Here is a 25060-nt window from a genome sequence, read left to right as displayed (position 1 = left end):
CGTCACTCCCCCGCGTCGCGGCGGGTGACGATCGGCTGCGCAGCGTTGCCCTGGAGCGCCGCGGTCGTGACCCGGCGCGACTTCGTGCGGCCCTCGCCGGGCTGCTTGGGCGCGGGCAGCGAGTCGAGCACCGAGCCGAGCAGCGACTCGGCGTCCGCGTCGGGCATCCGGCGCTTCGGACGCGACTGGCCCTCGAGCGGGATGTCGAGGATCTGCACGGGCTCCTGAGCCGACTCGGCGGGGGCGTCCGGCGTGCTCGTCTCGGCGGCGGCTGCCGCAGCCGCGGCCTCCTCCTCCTGCCGCTCGTGCGCGAGGGTGGAGGCGGCGATCTGCGCGAGGGCGTGCTTCGCGTCCTCGGTGATGCCGTGCGTGCCGGCGTGGCCGTTCGACTTCTGCTCGGACTTGCCGCCGCCCTGCTGCGACTGGCCGCCACCGTTGCCGCCGTTGCCACCGCCACCGCCGCCGCCACGACCGCGGCGACGCTCGGGCTGCTGCGCCGAGCGGTGCTTCGCGATGGGCTCGTGGTGCACGATGATGCCGCGGCCGGCGCAGGTCTCGCAGGCCTCGCTGAACGACTCGAGGAGGCCCAGGCCGAGCTTCTTTCGGGTCATCTGCACGAGGCCGAGCGAGGTGACCTCGGCCACCTGGTGCTTCGTGCGGTCGCGCGAGAGGCACTCGACGAGCCGGCGCAGCACGAGGTCGCGGTTCGACTCGAGCACCATGTCGATGAAGTCGACGACGATGATGCCGCCGATGTCGCGCAGGCGGAGCTGGCGGACGATCTCCTCGGCCGCCTCGAGGTTGTTCTTGGTGACGGTCTCCTCGAGGTTGCCGCCCGAGCCGACGAACTTGCCGGTGTTGACGTCGATCACGGTCATGGCCTCGGTGCGGTCGACGATGAGCGACCCGCCCGAGGGCAGCCAGACCTTGCGGTCGAGCGCCTTCTCGATCTGCTCGGTGATGCGGTACTCGTCGAACGCGTCGCGCTCGCCCTCGTACTTCTCGACGCGCTCGAGCAGGTCGGGCGCGACCTGGCGCAGGTAGCGCTCGATGGTCTGGCGCGCGTCCTCGCCCGAGATGATCATCTTCTGGAAGTCCTCGTTGAAGACGTCGCGGACGATCTTGATCAGCAGGTCGGGCTCGGAGTGCAGCAGCGCGGGAGCCTGCACCTTCTCGAGCTGCGAGCTGATGTCGGCCCACTGGGCGGTGAGCCGGTTCACGTCGCGCGTGAGCTGCTCCTCGGTCGCGCCCTCGGCGGCGGTGCGCACGATCACGCCCACGTTCTCGGGCAGCACCTCCTTGAGGATCTTCTTCAGGCGCGCACGCTCGGTGTCGGGGAGCTTCCGGCTGATGCCGTTCATCGAGCCGTTCGGCACGTAGACGAGGTAGCGGCCGGGCAGCGAGACCTGGCTGGTCAGGCGCGCGCCCTTGTGGCCGACCGGGTCCTTGGTGACCTGCACGAGCACGCGGTCGCCCGGCTTCAGCGCGAGCTCGATGCGGCGCGGCTGGTTCTTCTCGCCGTTCTCGGCGGCGGCGTCCCAGTCGACCTCGCCCGAGTAGAGCACGGCGTTGCGACCGCGGCCGATGTCGACGAAGGCGGCCTCCATGCTGGGCAGCACGTTCTGCACGCGACCGAGGTAGACGTTGCCGATGAGCGAGGCGTCCTGGTTGCGGGCGACGTAGTGCTCCACGAGCACGCCGTCCTCCAGCACGCCGATCTGGATGCGACCCGACTTCGCGCGCACGACCATCGAGCGGTCGACGGCCTCGCGCCGGGCGAGGAACTCCGCCTCGGTCACGACCGCGCGCCGGCGGCCGGCGTCGCGGCCGTCGCGGCGGCGCTGCTTCTTGGCCTCGAGGCGGGTCGAGCCCTTGACCTTCTGCGGCTCGGTGATCGGCTCCTGCTCGCGGGGCTTGCGCACCTTGACGACGGTGTTCTCGGGGTCGTCCGATCCGGGCGCGCGGTCCTCGCCGCTGCGGCGGCGGGCACGGCGGCGCTTCGACGAGCCCTGTCGCGGCTCGTCGTCCTCCTGCTCGGCCCGGCTGCCGGGGCGGGCGGGAAGCGGCGTCACGTCGGGCGCGTGGAAGATGAGCGACGTCGTCGTGAGCGCGTCGGGGATCGGGCTCGGCTCGGGCGCGGCCTCCTCCTCGGCGGGCGCGTCCGAGTCGTCGGCGGATGCCTCGGAGCCGGCGTCCTCGACGGCCGCGGGCGTCTCGTCGGCGGGCGCCTCCGCGTCCGCACCGCCCTCCGCATCGGTGTCCGCACCCGCGGGCGCGTCGTCGGCGTCGGCCGACTCCGTCACGCCGGCCTCGGCGGGCTCGGCCGCCTGCGGGTCCGCCTCGACGTCCGCGTCCTGCGACGTCGTCGTGGCGTCGTCCGCCTCGGCAGCGGCATCCGTCACCGTCTCGGGCGCCTGCTCGACCGACTGCTCGTCCGCGCGCCGGCGACCGCCGAACAGTCGGGCCCGTCGCTCCTGCGGCTGGTTCGTCTCGTTGGTCTGCTCGTTCGTACCTTCCACCATCGCTGGTGCACTCCTACACCGGACGGGGTGACCGCGTCACCACTCCGGTACTCTCTCGAGCGGCGACCCCTCGTGGGTCTCCGCGAATCCTTCGCTTCGCAGCCGGACCGGTGTCCTGGCTGCCACATCTTCCGGTCGTCCGACCGTCATCCGGATGCCCCTGCATCCGCAAACCTTCGTCAGCGCCTGCCGGACGCGGTCCGGACGGCTGGCTCGATTATCGCATGGACGCGGGCACCCGCGCTGACCCGCGCGTGACATAATCGCCCGGTGACCGCGACCGAAGACCTCTCCCGGACGGATTCCGAGGCGCCGCCGCGCCCGATCGCCCTCGCCGTGTTCCTCGTGATCGCCGGCGTCACCGGCCTCATCGCGGCGTTCGAGCTGATGGTCGAGAAGATCGCCGTGCTCGAGGACCCGAGCCACTCGGTGTCGTGCGACTTCAGCGTGCTGGTGGGCTGCTCGACGAACCTCGCGTCGGAGCAGGGCGCGGTGCTCGGCTTCCCGAACCCGATCATCGGCCTGGTCTGCTGGCCCGTCGTCATCACGATCGGCATGGCGCTGCTCTCGGGCGCCCGGTTCTCCCGCTGGTTCTGGATCGGCTTCAACGTCGGCGTCACCGCCGCGCTCGGGTTCGTGTGCTGGCTGATCTTCCAGAGCATCTACGTGCTCGACGTGCTCTGCCCGTGGTGCATGCTCACTTGGGCCGTGACGATCCCCACGTTCTGGGCGGTGACCCTGCGGAACGTCGCCGAGGGCGTGTTCGGCGGCGGGGCATCCGTTCGCCGCATCGGCGCGGTGCTCTCGGGCTGGATCCCGCTGATCACCGTCGTCTGCTACCTGATCGTCGTCGTGCAGGCGCAGTTGCGCATGGACGCGATCCCGCGCATCTGGTTCGACCTGTTCGGCTGACGCCGGCGGCCGGCGGACCTGATCGCGGCGGCCGGACCCGGCAGTACCCGGGCCCGGCCGAACGGGATCAGTCGAACCAGAGTGCGAGCTCGCGCTCGGCCGACTCGGGCGAGTCCGAGCCGTGCACGAGGTTCTGCTGCACCGGGAGGCCCCAGTCGCGGGCCAGGTCGCCGCGGATCGTGCCGGGGGCGGCGGTGGTGGGGTCGGTCTGCCCGGCGAGCACCCGGAAGCCCTCGATCACGCGGTTGCCCGCGACGCGCATCGCGACGATCGGGCCGGACTGCATGAAGTCCATGAGCGGCTCGTAGAAGGGCTTGCCCTCGTGCTCCGCGTAGTGGGTGGCGAGCAGCTCGCGGTCGGCCTGCAGCAGTCGCACGTCGACCAGCGCGTAGCCCTTCGCCTCGATGCGGCGGAGGATCTCGCCGGTGAGGTTGCGGGCGACGCCGTCGGGCTTGACGAGGACGAGGGTCTCTTCGATCGGGGTGGTCATGCGGTTTCCTTCCGTGTGCGGTCGATACGTGCACCGGCGACCATGGCGTACCACCACATGCCGCCGAAGAGTGCGCCCACGAAGAACATCGCGGGGTTGAGGAAGCCGGTCGCGAGGAGGATCCCCTGCAGGACCCATCCGGCGACGTAGGCGCCCTCGAAGCGCAGCAGCGCCATGATCGCGAGCAGGGCCACGAGCAGCACGCCGCCGCCGACGAGCGCCCACCAGCGCGGGATGCCGTCGTCGCCGAAGGGCGCGGGCGACAGCCCGAAGATCGTGAGCGCGGCCAGGAGCACGATGAACAGCTCGAACCCGAGCACGATGCTCGCGAGGCTGCGGCGCACGGAGCGCGCGGGCACGGGCCGGGGATCGGGCTGCTGCGGGTCGGCGGCGGTCACGGCTTCCACTCCCGGTCGTCGGCGAAGGCCATGGCCTCGGCGACCAGGGTGATCGAGCCGGTCACGACGACGGCGCGGCGGGGCGCCTCGGACGCCCAGTCGTGCGCGGCCTCGAACGCGTCCTCGGCGCGGTCGTACGAGGCGATGCGCTCGGGCCCGACGACGGCGACCGCCTGCTGCGCGAGCGCCTCGGCGGGGATCGCGCGATCGGACTCGGACTGCGTCACGAGCATCAGGTCGGCGATGGCGTCGAGCTCCCGCAGGATGCCCGCGGCGTCCTTGTCGCCCAGCACGCCCACGACCACGGCGATCTCGTCGAAGTCGAACACCTGGCGCACCGCCTCGACGAGGGCGTGCGCGCCGTGCGGGTTGTGCGCCGCGTCGACGAGCACGGTCGGCTCGACGCCGACCAGCTGCATCCGCCCGGGCGAGGTGGTGACCGCGAACGCCTCCTCGACGACGTCGCGCGACAGCGCGTGCTCGCCCGAGCCGAGGAACGACTCGACCGCCGCGATCGCGACCGCGGCGTTCTGGGCCTGGTGCGCGCCCAGCAGCGGCAGGAAGACCTCGGCGTACTCCCCGGCGATGCCGCGGATGGAGAGCAGCTGCCCGCCGACGGCCACCGCGGCCGCCGTGGTCTCGAAGGCGTCGCCCTCGACCGAGAGCGTCGCCTCGCTGAGCCGGCTCGCCGTGGCGAGCACGTCGGCCGCCTCGGGCGACTGCCGGGCCGAGACGACGGATGCCGCGGGCTTGATGATGCCCGACTTCGTGCGTGCGATCTGGGTGACCGTCGAGCCGAGCCGCGAGGTGTGGTCGAGGTCGATCGGCGTGAACACCGCGACCTGCCCGTCGGCGACGTTGGTCGAGTCCCACTCGCCGCCCATGCCGACCTCGATCACGGCGACGTCGACCGGTGCGTCGGCGAAGGCCGCGAACGCGAGGCCCGAGAGCGCCTCGAAGTACGTCAGCGGCACGTCGCCCGCCTGCTCGAGCTCGGCGTCGACCATCTCGACGTAGGGCGTGATGTCGTCCCAGTTGCGGGCGACCGCCTCGTCGGTGATGGGCTCGCCGTCGACCAGGATGCGCTCGGTGAACCGCTCGATGTGCGGGCTCGTGAGCAGCCCGGTGCGCAGCCCGTGGGCGCGCAGGAGGCCCTCGATCAGGCGGCTGGTGCTGGTCTTGCCGTTCGTGCCGGTGACGTGGATGACCGGGTAGGCGCGCTGCGGGTCGCCGAGCAGGTCCATCAGGCGGCGCGAGGGGCCGAGCCTGGGTTGCGGCGCCTGCTCGCCGATGCGCGCGAGCAGCGCGGAGAACACGGCGTCGGCCGCGTCGCGGAACTCGTCGGTCATGCCCGCGTCACCTCCACGGCGAGCTTCGCGCCGCCGGCGAGCTTCGTCGCGTCGTCGCCGAGGCCGTCGACGGCCACGTCGAGCGCGACGGCGAGCGTCTCGTCGGCGATGAGCGCACGGTGCGCCTCGAACGCCGGCGCGGCGTGCGACTCGGTGACGAGGCGCAGCCGGATGCGGTCCGAGACCTCGAGGCCGGCAGCCTTGCGCGCGTCCTGAACAGCGCGCACGGCGTCGCGCGCGAGGCCCTCGGCCTCGAGCTCCGGCGTCGTCGCGGTCTCGAGCAGCACGAACCCGTCGCCGGGCAGCAGGCCGATCGCGCGGGAGTCGGCGTCGGCGTCGCCGGAGACCAGCGCGAGCTCGTACTCGCCCTCTGCGAGCTCGATGCCGCCCGCGACGACCACGCCGTCCTGCTCCGCCCAGTCGCCCTCGCGCGCCGCGCGGATCGCGGCCTGCACCTGCTTGCCGAGGCGCGGGCCCGCGGCACGCGCGTTGACCGACAGGCGGCGCGAGATGCCGTAGGCGTCGGCACTGCCCTCGTCGAGGGTCACGAACTCGACGGACTTGACGTTGAGCTCGTCGCGCAGGATCGCGGCGTACGGCTCGAGCCCTGCGGCATCCGCTGCCACGACCGTGAGCGCCGCGAGCGGCAGTCGCACCCGTCGTCCCGCCTGCTTGCGCAGTGCGAGCGCGGTCGAGCTGACCTGGCGCACGGCGTCCATCGTCGCGACCAGGTCCGGGTCGGCGGGGAACTCGTCGGCCGTGGGCCAGTCGGCCAGGTGCACGCTGCGCCCGCCGGTGAGCCCGCGCCAGACGGTCTCGCCGACGAGCGGCACGAGCGGGGCGGCCAGGCGGCAGAGCGCCTCGAGCACGGTCCAGAGCGTGTCGAACGCCTCGCGGCCCGTGCCGTCGTCGCCGACGCCGTCCCAGAACCGGTCGCGCGAGCGCCGAACGTACCAGTTGGTCAGCACGTCGGCGAAGTCGCGGAGCTTGGCCGCGGCCATCGTCGCGTCGAAGCGCTCCAGGTCGTCGGTCACGCCCGCGAAGAGGTCGTGCAGCTTGGCGAGCAGGTACCGGTCGAGCACGTCCTCGGAGGAGGTCGAACGCCGGGCCTCGTACCCGGTCGCGTTGGCGTAGAGCGAGAAGAAGTACCAGGTGCTCCACAGCGGCAGCATGAACTGGCGCACGCCCTCGCGGATGCCCTCCTCGGTCACGATGAGGTTGCCGCCGCGCAGCACCGGGCTCGCCATGAGGAACCAGCGCATCGCGTCGGAGCCGTCGCGGTGGAACACCTCGTTGACGTCCGGGTAGTTGCGCAGCGACTTCGACATCTTCTGGCCGTCGCTGCCGAGCACGATGCCGTGGCTGACCACGTTGCGGTACGCGGAGCGATCGAACAGGGCGGTCGACAGCACGTGCATGACGTAGAACCAGCCGCGGGTCTGCCCGATGTACTCGACGATGAAGTCGGCCGGGTGGTGCGTGTCGAACCACTCGCGGTTCTCGAAGGGGTAGTGCACCTGCGCGAACGGCATGGACCCCGAGTCGAACCACACGTCGAACACGTCGGGGATGCGGCGCATGGTCGACGTCCCGGTCGGGTCGTCGGGGTTCGGGCGGGTCAGCTCGTCGATGTAGGGCCGGTGCAGGTCGGGCTCGCCGTCGGCGTTCACCGGCAGCCGGCCGAAGTCGCGCTCGAGCTCCTCGAGCGAGCCGTACACGTCGACGCGCGGGTACGCGGGGTCGTCGCTCTTCCACACCGGGATCGGCGAGCCCCAGTACCGGTTGCGGCTGATCGACCAGTCGCGCGAGCCCTGCAGCCACTTGCCGAACTGGCCGTCCTTGACGTTCTCGGGAACCCAGCCGATCCCCTGGTTCAGCTCGACCATGCGGTCGCGGAACTCGGGCACGCGCACGAACCAGCTCGACACGGCGCGGTAGATGAGCGGATTGCGGCAGCGCCAGCAGTGCGGGTACGAGTGCTCGTAGCTCGCCTGGCGGAGCAGGCGCCCCTCGGCCTTCAGCAGCTGGGTGAGCGGCTTGTTGGCGTCGGACCACAGCTGCCCGGCGACATCCGTCACCGCGGGCAGGAACCGGCCGCCCTCGTCGAGCGAGATGACCACGGGGATGCCGGCCGCCTCGCACACCTGCTGGTCGTCCTCGCCGTAGGCGGGCGCCTGGTGCACGATGCCCGTGCCGTCGGAGGTCGTGACGTAGTCGGCGACGAGGATGCGCCAGGCGTTCTGGAGGCCGTACGCCTCGACGTCGGCGTAGTAGTCGAACAGGCGGTCGTAGGTGACGCCGTCGAGGTCGGCGCCGCGCACGGTGCGCGAGATCGCCGCGACCGCGTCGTCGGCGGACTCGTAGCCGAGGTCCTTCGCGTAGTTGCCGACGAGGTCGCGCGCGAGCAGGTACTCGCCGCCCAGCACCTCGGTGTCGCTCTCCCCCGCGCGCTCGCGCAGCACGGTCGCGTCGGGCGTGCCGGCGGGGCCCGCGGGCACGACGGCGTACTCGATCTCGGGGCCGACGGCCAGCGCGAGGTTCGTCGGCAGCGTCCACGGCGTGGTCGTCCACGCGAGTGCGCGCACCGCGGTGAGCCCGAGCGCCTCGGCCTTCGCGCCCGTGAGCGGGAAGGTGACGGTGACGGTCTGGTCCTGGCGCATCTTGTAGACGTCGTCGTCCATGCGCAGCTCGTGGTTCGACAGCGGCGTCTCGTCGCGCCAGCAGTACGGCAGCACGCGGTAGCCCTCGTACGCGAGGCCCTTCTCGTGCAGCTGCGCGAACGCCCAGATGACCGACTCCATGAAGGTCACGTCGAGCGTCTTGTAGTCGTGCTCGAAGTCGACCCAGCGCGCCTGGCGCGTGACGTACTCCTGCCACTCGCGCGTGTAGCGCAGCACCGACTCGCGGGCGGCGGCGTTGAACGCCGCGATGCCCATCTCCTCGATCTGGCTCTTGTCGGTGATGCCGAGCTGCCGCTCCGCCTCGAGCTCGGCGGGCAGGCCGTGCGTGTCCCAGCCGAACCGGCGGTGCACCTGACGGCCGCGCATCGTCTGGAAGCGCGGGAAGACGTCCTTCGCGTACCCGGTCAGGAGGTGGCCGTAGTGCGGCAGGCCGTTCGCGAAGGGCGGGCCGTCGTAGAAGACCCACTCCTCGGCGCCCTCGCGCTGGTCGATCGAGGCCTGGAAGGTGTCGTCGTCCTGCCAGAACGCGAGCACCTGCTGCTCGAGTTCCGGGAAGTTCGGGGAGGCTGCGACCTCGCCGCGGTCGTTCGGAGTGCGGGGATACAACGGGTCTCCTGGGAGGACGTGCGTTCGTCACGAGGACGTCGGTCGCCCCTCGGACGCCGTCGCGGTACCACCTCGATTGCCCCGGGGAGACCCGGAACCGCTCGTTCATTGGCTGTGACGGGCCAGCCCCGTCCGGTTCTAGTGACGAGCGGATGCTGCGCACCCGCCCGCGTTCTTCCGGAGACTCCCCGGTGATGGCCGGATCGACGTCGTTGGCTTCAGTGTATCGCCCGCGGTGGGGCATCCGTCACCCGCACTGGGGGTCGGATGCCTGTGCACAGGCCCCCCACTCGGCCCGCCGGTCCCCTACCCTCGTCTCCGACGAGCGGATCACGCGGCACGACACGGAGGACGCGATGAGCGACGACGGAACGAACCGGCCCGAGGACGCGGACGCCACGCGGCCGATCGACCACGCGGAGACGGTGCCGATGACCCCGGTGCAGGCGGATCCCGCACCGGAGGAGTCGCCCGAGACCGATGGGCGCCGCACCGCGCTGATCCTCATCTCGATCCTCGCCGGGGTGCTGCTGATCGCGGTGATCGTGCTCGTGGTGCTGCTGCTCACGGGCGGGTCCGACGAGGCGGAGCCGGTGGCGGCGCCGTCGCCGACGGCGACCGAGACCACGGAGCCCGAGCCGACCGAATCCGAGGAGCCCGAGGACGACACCGACGAGGGCGGCGACGACGCCTCGGGCGGGGGCGGCTCGACCGACGGCGGCGGCGGGGACACGACCCCGGCGCCCGTCTTCACGACCACCGCCTACGAGCCGGAGATCGCGAACTGCGACGGCGTCTCGTCGGTGCCGCTGCGGTTCCAGTGGATGTCGGACGGGGCCGAGCAGGCGTGGTTCGGAATCGGCACGACCGACGCGAAGGCCGCGCCGTACGAGGAGGTCTTCCCGAACGAGGAGGTCTACGAGGGCGTGAGCTTCCAGTGCTCCGAGGAGAGCGAGATCTACACGGTCACGCTCGAGGGCCCGGGCGGCATCACGAGCCACACCTTCGAGGTCGTCCGCGGCTGACGTCACGGTGCGCGGGAGCCGCGTAGGATGCCGGGCGTGACGAACGCAGCGACCGCGCCCGCATCCACGCCCGACCGACCCTCGCGACCGATCCGGCGCATCGCGACCGCCTCGTTCGTCGGCACCGCACTCGAGTCGTACGACTTCTACGTCTTCGCGTACTTCGCCGCGTTCTTCGTCGGCCCGCTGTTCTTCGAACCGCTCGGCGCGTTCGGCGGCACGCTGTCGGCGTTCCTCGCGATCGCGCTGGCGTTCGTGGTGCGCCCGATCGGCGCCATCGTCTTCGGCCACCTCGGCGACCGCATCGGCCGGCGCCGCACGCTCATCGTGACGATCACCCTCATGGGCGTCGCCACCGGGCTCATCGGCGTGCTGCCCGACTACGCGACGGCGGGATGGCTCGGCGCGATCGGCATCGTCGTGCTGCGCGTGCTGCAGGGCCTCTCCCTCGGCGGCGAGTGGGGCGGAGCGGTGCTGCTCGCGACGGAGCACGCGGATGCCCGTCGCCGGCCGTTCTTCGCCGCGATCCCGCAGCTCGGCTCCCCCGTCGGCTCGATCCTCAGCGCGACCCTGTTCATCGTCATGACCACCCTGCTCTCGACCGAGGCCATGGTCGAGTGGGGCTGGCGCATCCCGTTCCTCACGGCGATCCCGCTGCTGCTGGTCTCGCTCTACCTGCGCTGGTCGATCGACGAGACCCCCGTGTTCCGCGAGCTCGTGGCCGAGCACCGCCGCGATCGCGTGCCGTTCCTCGCGATGTTCGCGCGCCAGCCCGTGGCGATCGCCGTCGCCGTCGGCGCGGCGCTCCTGGGCATCGGCTCCTACTCGCTGATGAACACCTACACCGTGAACTACGGCGTCACCACGCTCGGCTTCAGCTTCCAGGACCTGCTCGTCGCGACGACCATCGGCGGGCTGCTGCAGCTCGTCACCATCCCGACCTTCGGCTGGCTCGCGACGCGCATCGGATCGGCCCGGGTGGTCGCGTGGGGCGCCCTCGGCACCCTGCTCATCGCGTTCCCGATGTACTGGCTGCTCCAGTTCGCCACGTTCCCGATCCTCGTCGGCACGATGATCATCGGCGGCATCCTGCCGACCATGGCCTGGGCCAGCCTCGGCGGGCTCATGGGCGACCTCTTCGACGACCACTTCCGCTATTCCGCGCTGTCGTTCGCGTACAGCATCGCCGCCGTCGTCTCGGGGTTCGTGCCGGCACTCACGCTGACGCTCGGCGAGGCCTCGGCGTTCGCGTGGTGGCACCCCGGCGTCGTGCTCGCCGTCATGTCGGCGCTGACGCTCGGCTCCGCACTTGCTGCGGCCGCGATCGCACGCCGCCGCGCCCAGGAGCCCGCGTCCGCCTGACGCCCGCGGCGCACGGCCTGCTCACGGGCGCATCCGGCTAGAATGCCCTCAATCGCACACTCAGGCACCTCCACATTGACTCGGTGCCGCACATATCGAACCGGAGTTCCCACATGACGTCGTCGCGCATTCCCGACAAGCCCGCACTCGAAGGACTCGAGCAGAACTGGGGCACCGTCTGGGAGGACCAGGGCACCTACCGGTTCGATCGCGATCAGGCGACGAAGGAGAACATCTACTCCATCGACACGCCCCCGCCGACCGCGTCGGGCTCGCTGCACATCGGCCACGTGTTCTCGTACACGCACACCGACGTCGTCGCACGCTTCCAGCGCATGCGCGGTCGCTCCGTGTTCTACCCGATGGGGTGGGACGACAACGGCCTGCCGACCGAGCGCCGCGTGCAGAACTACTACGGCGTGCGCTGCGACCCGTCGCTGCCCTACGAGGCCGGCTTCACGCCGCCGCACGAGGGCACCGAGGGCAAGACGATCAAGCCCGCCGACCAGGTGCCGATCTCGCGCCGCAACTTCATCGAGCTCTGCGAGCGGCTGACCGCCGAGGACGAACTGCAGTTCGAGGCGCTCTGGCGCACGCTCGGCCTGTCGGTCGACTGGACCCAGACCTACCGCACCATCGCCGACGAGGCCATCACGACCTCGCAGCGCGCGTTCGTGCGCAACGTGGCCCGGGGCGAGGCCTACCAGGCGCTCGCGCCCACCATGTGGGACGTGACGTTCCGCAGCGCCGTGGCGCAGGCCGAGCTCGAGGACCGCGAGCAGCCCGGCCACTACCACCGGGTGACGTTCCACCGCCCCGACGGCGGCACGATCGAGATCGAGACCAGCCGGCCCGAGCTCATCCCCGCCTGCGTGGCGCTCGTGGCGCACCCCGACGACGAGCGGTACCAGCCGCTGTTCGGCCAGACCGTGACCACCCCGGTGTTCGGCGTGGAGGTGCCCGTCGTGGCGCACCACCTCGCGCAGAAGGACAAGGGCACCGGCATCGCCATGATCTGCACCTTCGGCGACGTGACCGACGTGACCTGGTGGCGCGAGCTGAACCTGCCGAACCGCGCGATCATCGGCTTCGACGGCCGCATCGTGGCGGATGCCCCCGAGGCGATCGACTCCGAGGCGGGCCTCGCCGCGTTCGGCGAGCTGGCCGGCAAGACCGTGTTCAGCGCGAAGAAGGCCATGGTCGACCTGCTGCGCGAGTCGGGCGACCTGCTCGGCGAGCCGAAGGCGATCACGCACCCGGTGAAGTTCTACGAGAAGGGCGACCGCCCCCTCGAGATCGTCTCGACGCGCCAGTGGTACATCGCCAACGGCGCGCGCGACGAGGCGCTGCGCGACCGCCTGGTCGAGCGCGGCCGCGACATCGACTGGCACCCCGACTTCATGCGCGTGCGCTACGAGAACTGGGTCGGCGGCCTCTCGGGCGACTGGCTGATCTCGCGCCAGCGCTTCTTCGGCGTGCCGATCCCGGTCTGGTACCCGCTCGGCGCCGACGGCGAGCCGCGCTTCGACGAGCCCATCGTGGCGACCGAGGACATGCTGCCCGTCGACCCGTCGTCGCAGCCCGCACCGGGCTTCGAGGAGTCGCAGCGGGGCGAGGCCGGCGGCTTCGTCGGCGAGCACGACATCATGGACACCTGGGCGACCTCGTCGCTGACCCCGCAGCTCGCGGGCGGCTGGGAGCGCGATCCCGACCTGTTCGACCTGGTGTTCCCGTACGACCTGCGCCCGCAGGGCCAGGACATCATCCGCACCTGGCTGTTCTCGTCGACGCTGCGCGCCGAGCTCGAGCACGGGGTGGCCCCGTGGGGCAACGCCGCGATCTCGGGCTTCATCGTCGACCCCGACCGCAAGAAGATGTCGAAGTCGAAGGGCAACGTGGTGACCCCGGCGGGCCTGCTCGAGCAGCACGGCTCCGACGCGGTGCGGTACTGGGCGTCGTCGTCGCGTCTCGGCACCGACGCCGCCTTCGACCCGCAGAACCCGACCCAGGTGAAGATCGGGCGCCGACTCGCCATCAAGGTGCTCAACGCGTCGAAGTTCATCCTCGGGTTCGAGGGCACGGCGGATGCCCCCGTGACCGAGCCGCTCGACCGCAGCATGCTGGCCACGCTGCGCGCCGTCGTGGAGCAGGCGACCGCTGCCCTCGACGCGTACGACCACGCGCGTGCGCTCGAGCTGACCGAGACGTTCTTCTGGACGTTCTGCGACGACTACCTCGAGCTCGTGAAGGAGCGCGCGTACGGCGAGGCCGGCCCGGAGCAGGCCTCGGCGGTGGCGGCGCTCAACCGAGCCCTGTCGACGCTGCTGCGCCTGTTCGCCCCGGTGATCCCGTTCGCCACCGAGGAGGCGTGGTCGTGGTCGCACGAGGGCTCGGTGCACCGCGCGGCCTGGCCGACCACCGACGAGCTGGCGCTCGACGAGGCCGGCGACCCCGAGCTGCTCCGCCTCGCGAGCGCGGCACTCACGGGCATCCGCCGCGCGAAGACCGACGCCAAGGCCTCGCAGCGGACCCCGGTCTCGCAGGCCCGCATCGGCGGACCCGCGGCCGACATCGCCCTGCTCGCCCAGGCCGCCGGCGACCTGCGCGCGGTCGGCCGCATCGAGGCCCTCGACTTCGACGAGGCGGACGAGCTCGGCGTCAGCGAGGTCGTGCTCGCGCCCGCGGAGGTCTGATGCGACTCGGCACGCGCTGGCCCGCCGGCACCACCGCACCCGCGGCGGTGCCCGAGCCGGTGCGTGCCGCGATCGCGGATGCCGAGTCGCGGGCCGCCGCGCTCGAGGGCCAGTACTGGACGCTCACCTGGCTCGAGGGCCTGGCGATCGCGACCCTCGACGACGGCACGCGGGTCCGGCAGCGACCGGGTGCGCTCGCGCCCGTCGTCGAGCCCGCCGAGCCCGAGGACGACGCCGACGACGACTGGTGAGCGGCGGCGCCCGCCGATCGGCGGGCTGCCGGGGTCAGCGCATGCCGACGCCGATGCGGAGGCGGAACTCGGCGACCTCCGCCTCGCTCACGCGACGCGCGGTGCTCGGGACCATCGCCGCGCGTCGCGCGCGGCGACGGCTGGCCCAACGGGTGAGCTCGACCCCGGCGCGCGTGGCGAGCCGCTCGATACGGTCTGCGGGGACGCGGTGGGCGTGGATCGGGAGTGCGGTGGCGGTCATTCGGGGACTTCCTCTCCATCGACCAGCGGGAATGCGTTGAGCTGCACCTGAACCGGGCGCGAGCCCGGCAGGTCGAGTCCGCGGTACCGGGCGACGACCGCCTCGATCGCGGACATGATCTCGTTCGAGGCCTCGTCGAGCTGCTCGGGCGTGAGGTGCAGGTTGGCGGTGGACATCACGCTCGCGTGCAGCCAGCGCTCGGGGAGCTCGTGCATGCCGCGGTCGATGAACTCGCGCAGCAGACGCTCCCGCTGATGCTGCACGTGGTCAACCACCACCTGGGCCGCCGCCTTCGAGGCGGGATCGTCCACGTGGTCGGGCGGCGCGACCGACAGTCCCCCGGGCGTCCGTTCCCACCAGCGCTCGCGTGCCGTGCCCTTGCCGACGACCTCGCGCACGAGGTCGTGGTCCGCCAGCTGGCGGAGGTGGTAGCTCATCGCGCCGCTCGACTCCCCCAGCCGTTCCGCGAGCATGCTCGCGGTCGCGGGTCCGTAGAGCGACAGCGCGTCGAAGATCTCGATGCGCAGCGGGTGCCCGAGCGCCTTCAGGGTGCCGAGGTCGGCGACGCGCGGGTGCGACGTCGCGGCGTCGGGGCGGTCCTGCTCGGGAGTGTCCATGCCCACAGGCTACGCCTGCAAAGAATTCTTTGCAAGCATTTCTTTGCAAATGCTTCTTTGCATCTTCCGAGGTCAGGCGTGCGCGATGACCTCCCCGTGCGGCATGAGCAGCCAGCCGTCCTCGTGCGCCGCCCACTCGCGCCAGCCCGCTGCGATCTCCTTCAGGTCGCTCCAGTCGGCGTGGCCGGACTCGATGGCGTGTGCGGCGAAGGTCGATTCGACCGCGCGCTCCGCCCACGAGGTGCCCCACCACTCGCGCTCCGCCGGGCTCGAGAACAGCCAGACCGACGCGCTGACGTCGACCCGTGCGAACCCGGCGGCCACGGCCCAGTGCTTGAGCGTGCGGCCGGCCAGCGGCTCACCGCCGTTCCAGACGTGCACGCGCCGGTACACGTCCAGCCAGCGATCGAGCGCGGGGATGAGCGGGTACCAGATCACCCCGCCGTAGTCGACGTCGCGCACGCCGGCGACCCCGCCGGGCCTCAGCACGCGCCGGAACTCGCGCAGCGCGTCCACCGGGCGACCGAGGTGCTGCAGCACCTGGTGGGCGTGCACCACGTCGTACGAGTCGTCCTCCGCGTCGAGTCCGTACGCGTCGTCGACGGCGAACTCGACGTTGTGCACGGCGTTGTCGGCGGCGAGGCCGGCCGCCTGAGCCACGATCTCCGCCGACGCATCGACCCCGCGCACCACGGCCGGGTCGACGCGCCGGGCGATGTCGATGGTGATGCTGCCCGGCCCGCTGCCCACGTCGAGCACCTTGGCACCCGGCTGCAGGTGGGGAATGAGGTACTCGGCCGAATTCGCCACCGTGCGCCACGCGTGCGTGCGCACGACGCTCTCGTGGTGGCCGTGCGTGTACTCGTCCCGCGGCGCGACCTCAGACCGGTCGATGTCCGTGCCCATGACACGAGCCTAGGGGCGTCGCCGCCGGTCCGGCCCGCCTAGGCTGGACGGATGGCCCAGTCGCTCAACCCGCTGCTCACGCCGAGCACGCTCCCGTACCAGCTCCCGCCGTTCGCCGAGATCCGCGAGGAGCACTACGAGCCTGCCCTCGAGCAGGGCATGGCCGAGCAGCTCGCCGAGGTGCGCGCGATCACCGAGCAGGTCGAGGCGCCGACCTTCGCCAACACCATGCTGCCGCTCGAGCTGAGCGGCCAGACCCTCCGACGCGTACTCGAGGTGTTCTCGAACCAGAGCTCGGCGGACTCGACGCCGACGCTCGACGCGCTCGAGGAGGAGTTCGCCCCCCGCATCGCGGCCCACGAGGACGCGATCCGCCTCGACCCGGCGCTCCACCGCCGCATAGACGCGCTGCACGCCGCGATCGACGACCTCGACCTGGACCCCGAGTCGCGGTACCTGCTCGAGCGCACGCACCGCGAGTTCACGCTCGCCGGCGCCGGCCTCGGCCCCGCCGAGACCGAGCGGCTGAAGGAGCTCAACCAGCGCCTCTCGACGCTGTCGACCCGGTTCGAGAAGCGACTGCACGCCGACACGAACGAGCTCGCCGTGCACACCGAGGACCCCGCCGACCTCGCCGGGCTGAGTGACGGCGAGCGGTCCGCCGCCGCGGCCGCGGCCGCCGAGCGCGGGCTGGACGGCTACCTGGTCACGCTCGTGCTGCCGACCGGTCAGCCCTGGCTCTCCTCGCTCACGAACGAGTCGATGCGCGACCGCGTCATGGAGGCCTCGCGCTCGCGCGGCTCCCGCGGCAACGAGCACGACACCCGCGAGGTGCTGCTCGAGCTGGTGCGGCTGCGCGCCGAGCGCGCCCGGCTCCTCGGGTTCGCCGACCACGCCGCATACATCACGGCCGACCAGACCGCCGGCACGCCCGAGGCGGTCGCGGAGATGCTCGGCTCGCTCGCGCCGGCGGCCGCGCGCAACGCCCGCGCGGAACGCGAGCGCCTCGCCGCGGTCGCGGCCGCGATCCCCGGAGCGCGGCCGATCGAGGCATCCGACTGGGCCTTCTACTCCGAGCAGGTGCGCGCCCGCGACTACGCGGTCGACACCGCGGCGATGCGCCCGTACTTCGAGCTCGAGCGCGTGCTGCACGACGGCGTGTTCTTCGCCGCGACGGAGCTGTTCGGCATCCGCTTCACCGAGCGCGACGACCTCGTCGCCTACCACCCCGACGCGCGGGTCTTCGAGGTGCACGAGGAGGACGGCTCCCCCGTCGGCCTGTTCGTCGCCGACGTGTACACCCGCGACTCCAAGCGCGGCGGGGCGTGGATGAACCCGATCGTCACGCAGTCGACGCTGCTCGGCACGCTGCCCGTCGTGGTGAACAACCTCAACGTGCCGAAGCCGCCCGCCGGCGAGCCGACGCTGCTCACCTACGACGAGACCCGCACGCTCTTCCACGAGTTCGGGCACGCGCTGCACGGCCTGTTCGGCCAGACCGCGTACCCGAAGCTCTCGGGCACCAGCGTGTACCGCGACTTCGTCGAGTTCCCGAGCCAGGTCAACGAGATGTGGATGCTCTGGCCCGAGGTGCTCGCGAACTACGCGGTGCACCACGAGACGGGCGAGCGGATGCCGCAGGAGCTCGTCGACCGCCTGCTGGCCGCCGAGCAGTGGGGCGAGGGCCACGGCACCGTCGAGTACCTCGCCGCGGCGATGCTCGACCAGGCGTGGCACCGTCTGGCCGCCGACGACGTGGTCGACGACGTCGCCGCGTTCGAGGCCCGTGCGCTGGCCGATGCCGGTCTCGACGACCCGCTCGTGCCGCCGCGCTACTCGAGCACCTACTTCGCCCACACGTTCGCCGGCGGCTACAGCGCGGGGTACTACTCGTACATCTGGAGCGAGGTGCTCGACGCCGACACCGTGGAGTGGTTCCGCGAGCACGGCGGGCTCACGCGCGAGAACGGCGAGCGGTTCCGCAGGCGGCTGCTCGGCGTGGGCGGCGGCGGCGACCCGCTCGAGGCGTACCGCGACTTCCGCGGCCGCGACGCCGAGCTCGAGCCGCTGCTGCGGCGCCGCGGGCTCGACTCGTAGTCGCCGGGATGCGCGAACGCGCCGTCGCCCGAGGGCGCCGGCGCGTTCGTCTGTCGCGTGGTGCCGGGTGGCGCGGCCTCAGATGGCGAAGCCGAGGGCCCGCATCTGGTCGCGCCCGTCGTCGGTGATCCGCTCGGGACCCCACGGCGGCATCCACACCCAGTTGATGCGGAACGCGTCGACGACGCCGTCGAGCGCCTGCGCGGTCTGCTCCTCGAGCACGTCCGTCAGCGGGCATCCGGCGCTCGTGAGCGTCATGTGGATGATCAGCGCGTCGTGCTCGTCGTCCCAGCCGAGGTCGTAGATCAGGCCCAGGTCGACGACGTTGACCCCGAGCTCGGGGTCCATGACGTCCTTGAGCGCCTCTTCGACCTGATCGAACTTCTCCGGTGCCAGCGTCGAAACCATGGGACTCAGCTTACGACCGCGCCGTCCAGATAGCGATCGTAACCCTCCTCCTCGAGACGCTCGGCCAGCTCGGGGCCGCCCTCCTCGGCCACGCGTCCGGCGACGAACACGTGCACGTAGTCGGGCGTGATGTAGCGGAGGATGCGCGTGTAGTGCGTGATCAGCAGCACGCCGAGGCCGGTCTGCTCCTTCGCACGGTTGACGCCCTCGGAGACGATCTTCAGCGCGTCGACGTCGAGGCCGGAGTCGGTCTCGTCGAGCACCGCGAAGTCGGGCTTCAGCAGCTCGAGCTGGAGGATCTCGTTGCGCTTCTTCTCGCCGCCCGAGAAGCCCTCGTTGACGTTGCGCTCGGCGAACGCGGGGTCCATGCGCAGGTTCGCCATCGACTCGCGCACGTCCTTGACCCAGCCGCGCACGGCGGGGGCCTGGCCGTCGATCGCGGTCTTGGCGGTGCGGAGGAAGTTGGTGACGGTGACGCCGGGGATCTCGACCGGGTACTGCATGGCGAGGAAGAGGCCCGCGCGAGCGCGCTCGTCGACGCTCATCTCGAGGACGTCCTCACCGTCGAGGGTGATGGAGCCGGAGACGACCGTGTACTTGGGGTGGCCGGCGATCGTGTACGCCAGGGTGGACTTGCCCGAGCCGTTCGGGCCCATGATCGCGTGGATCTCGCCCTTGCGGATGGTCAGGTCGACGCCGCGCAGGATCTCGCGGGTGCCCTGCTCGGTCTCGACGTTGACGTGGAGGTCCTTGATCTCGAGGACAGACATGGTTCTGGTTGCTTTCACTTCCCGGCGCGCAACGCGCCGTGGTCGGGGGTTCAGACGTTGAGGGTGACGGTCGGGTCGATGTAGACGCCGCCGTCCGCGAGCTCGACCCGGTACACGGGAACGGGCTCGTAGGCGGGGAGGGTGAGCGGCTTGCCGGTCTTCAGGGAGAACTTCGACCCGTGCGCCCAGCACTCGAGCGTGTCGTCCTCCACGAAGCCCTCGGCGAGCGAGATGTCTCCGTGGGTGCAGGTGTCGCCGATGGCGTGCACGTCTCCGGCGGCGTCCTTCACGACCGCGATCGGCGTGCCCTCGACGACGAAACGCTGGGCCTCGTCGGCCTCGAGCGCATCGACGTCGCACACGCGGACCGCGCTCACGAGGGGAGCACCCCTCCGGCGAGCTCGGCCTCGATCGCCTCGGCCAGGTGCTCCTCGAGCTCCGGCACGCCGACCTTCTGCACGATCTCGGCGAGGAAGCCGATGACGACGAGGCGACGCGCCTCGTCCTCGCGGATGCCGCGCGCCTGCAGGTAGAAGAGCTGCTCGTCGTCGAAGCGGCCGGTCGCGCTCGCGTGGCCGGCGCCCTGGATGTCGCCGGTCTCGATCTCGAGGTTCGGGATCGAGTCGGCGCGCGCGCCGGGCGTGAGCACCAGGTTGCGGTTCGCCTCGTACGAGTCGGTGCCGACGGCGTCGCGGCCGATCAGCACGTCGCCGATCCACACGCTGCGGGCCGTCTCGCCCTGCAGTGCGCCCTTGTAGAGCACGTCGCCGCGCGTGTGCGGGCCCTTGTGGTGCAGGAAGACCTGGCTCTCGAAGTGCTGGCCGGCGTCGGAGAAGCTCAGGCCGTACAGCTCGGCCTCCGAGCCCTCGCCCGCCAGCTCCACGCTCGGGTTGAGGCGCACGACCCCGCCGCCGAACGAGACGACGACGTGGCGGAGGTAGGCGTCGCGCTCGACGCGGGCCTGGTGCGCGGCGGCGTGCACCGCGTCGTCGGCCCACTCCTGCACGCTCACGACGGTGAGGTTCGCACCCTCGCGGACGAGCACCTCGACGTTCTGCGCGAACTGGGTGCTGCCGGCGTGGCGGAGCACGATCGTGCCGCGCGCGTTCGGCTCGGCCTCGATCACGACGTGGCCGTTGGCACGGCGCTCGGCGCCGTTGCCGGTCAGGCGGATCACGACGGGCTCGGCGAGCTCGGCGTCCTTCGGCACGACCACGTGGAGCGCCTCGTCGGTGTGCTTCCACGCGAGCGCGCTCGGCAGGTCCTCGGGGGTGAAGGCCTCGCCACGGGGCGACTGGCCGACGGCCAGCGTGCCCACGCGCACCGCGTCGTCGCCCGACAGCTGCCAGTCGACGGCGGGATCGCCGGGGCGGTCGTCGGTCGCGACATCCGCGAGGACGCCCGCGATGCGGGCGATCGGGGTGTGCTTCCAGTCGACCTCGGTGCCCGCGGGCACGCCGAAGTCGGCGGGGTCGTACGAGCGGGTGCGCTCGGTTCGGGTCTGCACCGGCACGAATGCACCGGCTCCGTCGCTGTGCGCCCTGCTACCGGGGGCGACGGGTGGCGTCTGGATTGCGGACGTCATTCAGCCGACGGATCCTTCCATGCTCATCTCGATCAGTTTGTTGAGTTCCATCGCGTACTCCATGGGGAGCTCGCGGGCGATCGGCTCGATGAAGCCGCGCACGATCATGGCCATCGCCTCGTCTTCCGGCAGGCCGCGCGACATGAGGTAGAACAGCTGCTCCTCGCTCACGCGCGACACGGTCGCCTCGTGGCCGAGGTGCACGTCGTCGACGCGGATGTCGATCGCGGGGTACGTGTCGGAGCGCGAGACCGTGTCGACGAGCAGCGCGTCGCAGCGCACGGTGTTCGCCGAGTGGTGCGCGTTCGCGTCCACCCGGACCTCGCCGCGGTATCCGGCGCGGCCGCCGCCGCGCGCGATCGACTTCGAGACGATCGACGACTGCGTGTGCGGCGCCATGTGGATCATCTTCGCGCCGGCGTCCTGGTGCTGGCCGGGGCCCGCGAACGCGACGGACAGGGTCTCGCCCTTGGCGTGCTCGCCCATGAGGAAGATCGACGGGTACTTCATCGTGACCTTCGAGCCGATGTTGCCGTCGATCCACTCCATGGTGGCGCCCTCGGCCGCGGTGGCCCGCTTGGTCACGAGGTTGTAGACGTTGTTCGACCAGTTCTGGATCGTCGTGTAGCGCACGCGGGCGTTCTTCTTGACGATGATCTCGACGACGGCCGAGTGCAGCGAGTCGCTCTTGTAGATCGGCGCCGTGCAGCCCTCGATGTAGTGCACGTACGAGCCCTCGTCGGCGATGATGAGCGTGCGCTCGAACTGGCCCATGTTCTCGGTGTTGATGCGGAAGTAGGCCTGCAGCGGGATCTCGACGTGCACGCCCGGCGGCACGTAGACGAACGACCCGCCCGACCAGACGGCGGTGTTCAGCGCGGCGAACTTGTTGTCGCCCGCCGGGATCACCGTTCCGAAGTACTCCTCGAAGAACTCGGGGTGCTCGCGCAGCGCCGTGTCGGTGTCCATGAAGATGACACCCTGCGCCTCGAGCTGCTCGTTGATCTGGTGGTAGACGACCTCGGACTCGTACTGCGCGGCGACGCCCGCGACGAGGCGCTTGCGCTCCGCCTCGGGGATGCCCAGCCGCTCGTACGTGTTCTTGATGTCCTCGGGCAGGTCCTCCCAGGTCTGGGCCTGCTTCTCCGTCGAGCGGACGAAGTACTTGATGTTGTCGAAGTCGATGTCCGACAGGTCCGCGCCCCAGCTCGGCATGGGCTTGCGGTCGAACAGCTGCAGGGCGCGGAGGCGACGCTTGCGCATCCACTCCGGCTCGTCCTTCAGTTGCGAGATGTCGGCCACGACCTCGGGCGAGAGCCCACGGCGCGCCGATGCTCCGGCCACGTCGGAGTCGGCCCAGCCGAACTCGTATTGGCCCAGGCCCTCGAGCTCCGGACGGTCGATGAGGACGTCGGTCATCGTTCTCCTCTTCTCCACCCCCCGGATATCAGTCCGGCTCGCTCCCCTCTCCGCGTTCGAGGCGCAGCGCGGTTCGGGAGTGATGTGCGGGTGGCTGCATTGCGTACCTAAGATGGAATCCGAGCATCGGCCGCATTCCTGCGTCCTGCGCGCCTGCGCATGCTCGTCAACCACCCAAGTCTATAGGGTCGCGAACCGTCCGGGGCAGACTCCCAGCGCCGTCCCAGACCGTCGCGTCCGGATCGAGTACCGTGAACCGCTTCGTCGCCTGGCTCCCCGACCACGTCGATCGCCGCATCCGCATCACCGCATGGGTGTCGTTCGTGCTCAACGTGCTCATCATCGCCACCGGCGGCGCGGTCCGCCTGACCGCCTCCGGGCTCGGATGCAGCGACTGGCCGGTCTGCGTGCCGGGGTCGCTCACGCCGACGCCCGAGATGGGCATCCACGGCGTGATCGAGTTCGGCAACCGCACGATCAGCGGGCCGCTCCTGCTCGCCGCACTCCTCGTGGTGCTGTTCGTGTGGCGCCTGCGCCGGGAGCGGAAGGACCTCTTCCGGCTCGCGCTGCTCGTGCTCGTGCTCGTCGTCGTGCAGGCGCTCGTGGGCGCGTTCGTCGTCTGGCAGGAACTGGCCGCGGCGCTCGTCGGCTTCCACTACACGGTGTCGGTCGTCATCGTGTGCATCGCCGCAGCGTTCCTCGTGCGCATGCACGCTCCGGCCGGCCGCCGCGAGCTCGCGGTTCCCAGGCCGTTCGCGATCCTCACCCACGTCACCACCCTCGCGCTGGCCGTCACCGTCGTCGTCGGCGTGATGACGACGGCCTCCGGCCCGCACTCGGGCGACGACGACGTCGTGCGCACGGGCGTCGACGCGAGCCTCCTCGCGCACGTGCACTCCTGGCCGGGCTACGTGCTCGGCGCGCTCCTCCTGGTGCTCGTCGTGTGGGCCGCGGTGGCGCGCCTGCGGCCGTTGAAGTGGCTCCTCGTGCTGACCGGCGTCGTGCTCGTCCAGATCGCCGTGGGCGTCTTCCAGGCCCGCAACGGCCTGCCCCCGCTCGCGGTCGGCGTGCACATGGTGCTCGCGGCCCTCTCGGCCGCAGCGATGACCACGGTGGTGCTCAACCTGAAGGCGCCTGCCCCGGTCGCCGCCGACTCCCCCGATCCCGCCGAGGCCCTCACCCGCTGACCCGGCCCGACACCACCCGGCGCGCACCTCGCGTGAAGGAAGCTCGGATCGGCGCCGCAGAGCGCGGCGTGTCGCCCGCCGCACGCGGCGTGTCGCCCGAGGCATCCGACATTTCGTCACGGGCCGGTTGAAGACGCCCGGCCGGTCCGAGAGGATTCGGCCGCAGCGACGCGGAACTGGATGCCGGCTTCCGGGCCGAACTCGCCGACGTCCTGGCGCACGTCCTGCTGATCGCCGAGCGGTTCGACGTCGACCTCGAGGCAGAGGTCGCGCGGAAGTGGCTCGTCTGGAAGCCCGCAGCGACAGGCGACGCCAGGTCCGAGTGACCGGGTCCGACGGCCGGATTCGCCGAGCCGGCGCCGGGCCGCCCGCCCGATGCCTAGAAGGGCAGCAGCGGGTCGATGCCGACCGCGAGGAAGAGCAGCGACAGGTACGCGATCGACGAGTGGAAGACGCGCATGCCCGAGACCTGCTGGTTGCGGATCGCCAGGCCGTAGAGGCGGTGCGTCTCGGCGACGAACCAGCCGCCTGTGACGAGCGCGACGGCGGTGTAGAGCAGGCCCATGTCGGCGACCGGGATGAGCAGCAGCGAGCACGCGAGCGTCGCCCACGCGTAGAGGATGACCTGCAGGCCGACCTGCGCGCGGCCGCGGACGACGGCGAGCATCGGCACTCCGGCGGCCGCGTAATCGTCGCGGTACTTCATCGACAGCGGCCAGTAGTGCGGCGGCGTCCAGAGGAAGATGATCAGGAACAGGATGAACGGCGCCCAGCTGAGGTCGCCGGTCACGGCCGCCCAGCCGATCAGCACGGGCATGCAGCCCGCGACGCCGCCCCAGACGATGTTCTGCGAGGTGCGGCGCTTGAGGATCAGGCTGTAGAAGACGACGTAGAGCAGGATCGCCGCGAGCGAGAGCCCGGCGGCCAGCCAGTTGGTGAAGACGCCGAGCCAGACGATGGATGCCGCGCCGAGCGCGTAGGCGAACACGAGCGCCTCGCGGTCGGTGAGCTCGCCCGTGACCAGCGGCCGGTTGCGCGTGCGCCGCATCAGGCGATCGATGTCGCGGTCGATGTAGCAGTTGAACGCGCCCGCGGAGCCCGCGCTCATCGCGCCGCCGATGAGCGTGGCGAGCAGCAGCCACAGGTCGGGCAGCCCGCCCTGCGCGAGGATCATGGTCGGCGCGGTCACGACGAGCAGGAGCTCGATGACCCGGGGCTTGGTGAGCGCCAGGTAGGCGCGAGCCTTGCGACGGAAGCCGATGGCAGTGCCCGGCTCACGGGTGCGGAGGGCTGCGTCCATCGTTCCTTCTCGTTGGCGCGCCGAGACTCGGCCGCGCGATCGTCTCCGGTCAAGTCTAGGCGATCCGATCGGGTGGACGCGCCGCCGACCGCCGCGTCCGTGGCGCGCGGGTCGACGCCTCTCAACGGCTCGGTTACGCCGTGAGCGTCACGCAATCTCAGCGGAACACGCTGCTCGCTATGCTGAGGGTGCTCGCCTCGGCGCGGCATCCACCCCCTTCCGTCACGACGGATCGCGTGCT

21 protein-coding genes are annotated in these 25060 nt (G+C 71.3%); 7 read left to right on the top strand and 14 right to left on the bottom strand.

Going from position 1 to position 25060, the window contains the following annotated elements; translation table 11 throughout:
* Window positions 1-2 precede the first annotated feature (2 nt).
* On the bottom strand, window positions 3-2522 hold the full coding sequence (locus tag QMG39_RS15665; protein WP_281886614.1) for an Rne/Rng family ribonuclease: 2520 nt from the start codon (window positions 2520-2522) through the stop codon (window positions 3-5).
* A 270-nt stretch (window positions 2523-2792) separates the two neighbouring features.
* On the opposite strand from QMG39_RS15665, the gene QMG39_RS15660 reads away from it, so the two are divergent.
* Complete coding sequence (locus QMG39_RS15660) at window positions 2793-3434, top strand: vitamin K epoxide reductase family protein (protein ID WP_281886612.1); 642 nt, start codon at window positions 2793-2795, stop codon at window positions 3432-3434.
* A gap of 67 nt (window positions 3435-3501) precedes the next feature.
* On the opposite strand, the gene ndk is transcribed toward QMG39_RS15660, so the two are convergent.
* The 4 genes from ndk to ileS are packed head-to-tail and all read right to left on the bottom strand — an operon-like array spanning window position 3502 to window position 8958.
* Window positions 3502-3924 carry a nucleoside-diphosphate kinase gene (gene ndk / locus QMG39_RS15655; protein ID WP_281886610.1) on the bottom strand — a complete coding sequence of 141 codons (423 nt, stop codon included), beginning with the start codon at window positions 3922-3924 and terminating at the stop codon, window positions 3502-3504.
* Window positions 3921-4322: a DUF4233 domain-containing protein gene (locus QMG39_RS15650; RefSeq protein WP_281886608.1), complete on the bottom strand. Its 402-nt coding sequence runs from the start codon at window positions 4320-4322 to the stop codon at window positions 3921-3923. The genes ndk and QMG39_RS15650 overlap by 4 nt, the downstream gene beginning before the upstream one ends.
* Window positions 4319-5671, bottom strand: a complete 1353-nt coding sequence (locus QMG39_RS15645; protein ID WP_281886606.1) for a bifunctional folylpolyglutamate synthase/dihydrofolate synthase — start codon at window positions 5669-5671, stop codon at window positions 4319-4321. Before QMG39_RS15645 ends, QMG39_RS15650 begins: the two co-directional genes overlap by 4 nt.
* The gene (gene ileS, locus QMG39_RS15640) at window positions 5668-8958 is read right to left on the bottom strand and encodes an isoleucine--tRNA ligase (protein ID WP_281886604.1); all 3291 of its coding nucleotides are present in this window, start codon (window positions 8956-8958) and stop codon (window positions 5668-5670) included. The genes QMG39_RS15645 and ileS overlap by 4 nt, the downstream gene beginning before the upstream one ends.
* Before the next feature lie 356 nt (window positions 8959-9314).
* Here ileS and QMG39_RS15635 point away from each other — a divergent pair, with 356 nt between their 5' ends.
* The 4 genes from QMG39_RS15635 to QMG39_RS15620 all read left to right on the top strand — a co-directional run bounded on the left by QMG39_RS15635 (window position 9315) and on the right by QMG39_RS15620 (window position 14289).
* A complete protein-coding gene (locus tag QMG39_RS15635; RefSeq protein WP_281886602.1) occupies window positions 9315-9983 on the top strand; it encodes a hypothetical protein in 669 nt (222 codons plus the stop codon).
* Between the two features lie 36 nt (window positions 9984-10019).
* On the top strand, window positions 10020-11345 hold the full coding sequence (locus QMG39_RS15630; protein ID WP_281886601.1) for an MFS transporter: 1326 nt from the start codon (window positions 10020-10022) through the stop codon (window positions 11343-11345).
* Window positions 11346-11458: 113 nt separating this feature from the next.
* Window positions 11459-14038 carry a valine--tRNA ligase gene (valS, locus tag QMG39_RS15625; protein ID WP_281886599.1) on the top strand — a complete coding sequence of 860 codons (2580 nt, stop codon included), beginning with the start codon at window positions 11459-11461 and terminating at the stop codon, window positions 14036-14038.
* Complete coding sequence (locus QMG39_RS15620) at window positions 14038-14289, top strand: hypothetical protein (RefSeq protein WP_281886597.1); 252 nt, start codon at window positions 14038-14040, stop codon at window positions 14287-14289. The genes valS and QMG39_RS15620 overlap by 1 nt, the downstream gene beginning before the upstream one ends.
* Window positions 14290-14323: 34 nt before the next feature.
* On the opposite strand, the gene QMG39_RS15615 is transcribed toward QMG39_RS15620, so the two are convergent.
* The 3 genes from QMG39_RS15615 to QMG39_RS15605 all read right to left on the bottom strand — a co-directional run bounded on the left by QMG39_RS15615 (window position 14324) and on the right by QMG39_RS15605 (window position 16053).
* On the bottom strand, window positions 14324-14530 hold the full coding sequence (locus QMG39_RS15615) for a hypothetical protein (RefSeq protein ID WP_281886595.1): 207 nt from the start codon (window positions 14528-14530) through the stop codon (window positions 14324-14326).
* Window positions 14527-15147, bottom strand: a complete 621-nt coding sequence (locus tag QMG39_RS15610; protein ID WP_281886593.1) for a winged helix-turn-helix domain-containing protein — start codon at window positions 15145-15147, stop codon at window positions 14527-14529. Before QMG39_RS15610 ends, QMG39_RS15615 begins: the two co-directional genes overlap by 4 nt.
* A 72-nt stretch (window positions 15148-15219) precedes the next feature.
* On the bottom strand, window positions 15220-16053 hold the full coding sequence (locus tag QMG39_RS15605; protein WP_281886591.1) for a methyltransferase domain-containing protein: 834 nt from the start codon (window positions 16051-16053) through the stop codon (window positions 15220-15222).
* 51 nt (window positions 16054-16104) lie between these two features.
* Between QMG39_RS15605 and QMG39_RS15600 the strand changes: the two genes are divergently transcribed.
* Entirely contained in the window at window positions 16105-18150 is a 2046-nt protein-coding gene (locus QMG39_RS15600) for a M3 family metallopeptidase (RefSeq protein WP_281886589.1), read from the top strand.
* Between the two features lie 78 nt (window positions 18151-18228).
* Here QMG39_RS15600 and QMG39_RS15595 read toward each other — a convergent pair whose 3' ends face one another.
* The 5 genes from QMG39_RS15595 to sufB are packed head-to-tail and all read right to left on the bottom strand — an operon-like array spanning window position 18229 to window position 22332.
* Complete coding sequence (locus tag QMG39_RS15595) at window positions 18229-18558, bottom strand: metal-sulfur cluster assembly factor (protein ID WP_281886587.1); 330 nt, start codon at window positions 18556-18558, stop codon at window positions 18229-18231.
* A 5-nt stretch (window positions 18559-18563) separates the two neighbouring features.
* Window positions 18564-19328, bottom strand: coding sequence for a Fe-S cluster assembly ATPase SufC (gene sufC / locus QMG39_RS15590; protein ID WP_281886585.1), 765 nt, complete (start codon window positions 19326-19328; stop codon window positions 18564-18566).
* Between the two features lie 50 nt (window positions 19329-19378).
* Window positions 19379-19705, bottom strand: coding sequence for a non-heme iron oxygenase ferredoxin subunit (locus QMG39_RS15585; protein WP_281886583.1), 327 nt, complete (start codon window positions 19703-19705; stop codon window positions 19379-19381).
* A complete protein-coding gene (gene sufD / locus QMG39_RS15580) occupies window positions 19702-20913 on the bottom strand; it encodes a Fe-S cluster assembly protein SufD (protein ID WP_281886581.1) in 1212 nt (403 codons plus the stop codon). Before sufD ends, QMG39_RS15585 begins: the two co-directional genes overlap by 4 nt.
* The gene (gene sufB / locus QMG39_RS15575) at window positions 20914-22332 is read right to left on the bottom strand and encodes a Fe-S cluster assembly protein SufB (protein ID WP_281886579.1); all 1419 of its coding nucleotides are present in this window, start codon (window positions 22330-22332) and stop codon (window positions 20914-20916) included.
* A gap of 251 nt (window positions 22333-22583) precedes the next feature.
* On the opposite strand from sufB, the gene QMG39_RS15570 reads away from it, so the two are divergent.
* The gene (locus tag QMG39_RS15570) at window positions 22584-23519 is read left to right on the top strand and encodes a COX15/CtaA family protein (RefSeq protein ID WP_281886577.1); all 936 of its coding nucleotides are present in this window, start codon (window positions 22584-22586) and stop codon (window positions 23517-23519) included.
* Window positions 23520-23898: 379 nt separating this feature from the next.
* Here QMG39_RS15570 and QMG39_RS15565 read toward each other — a convergent pair whose 3' ends face one another.
* Entirely contained in the window at window positions 23899-24819 is a 921-nt protein-coding gene (locus QMG39_RS15565) for a heme o synthase (RefSeq protein ID WP_281886575.1), read from the bottom strand.
* Window positions 24820-25060 lie beyond the last annotated feature (241 nt).

Source organism: Agromyces rhizosphaerae (assembly GCF_027925245.1).
GTDB classification, from domain to species: Bacteria; Actinomycetota; Actinomycetes; order Actinomycetales; family Microbacteriaceae; genus Agromyces; species Agromyces rhizosphaerae.
This window is presented reverse-complemented; position numbering and strand designations above follow the sequence as displayed.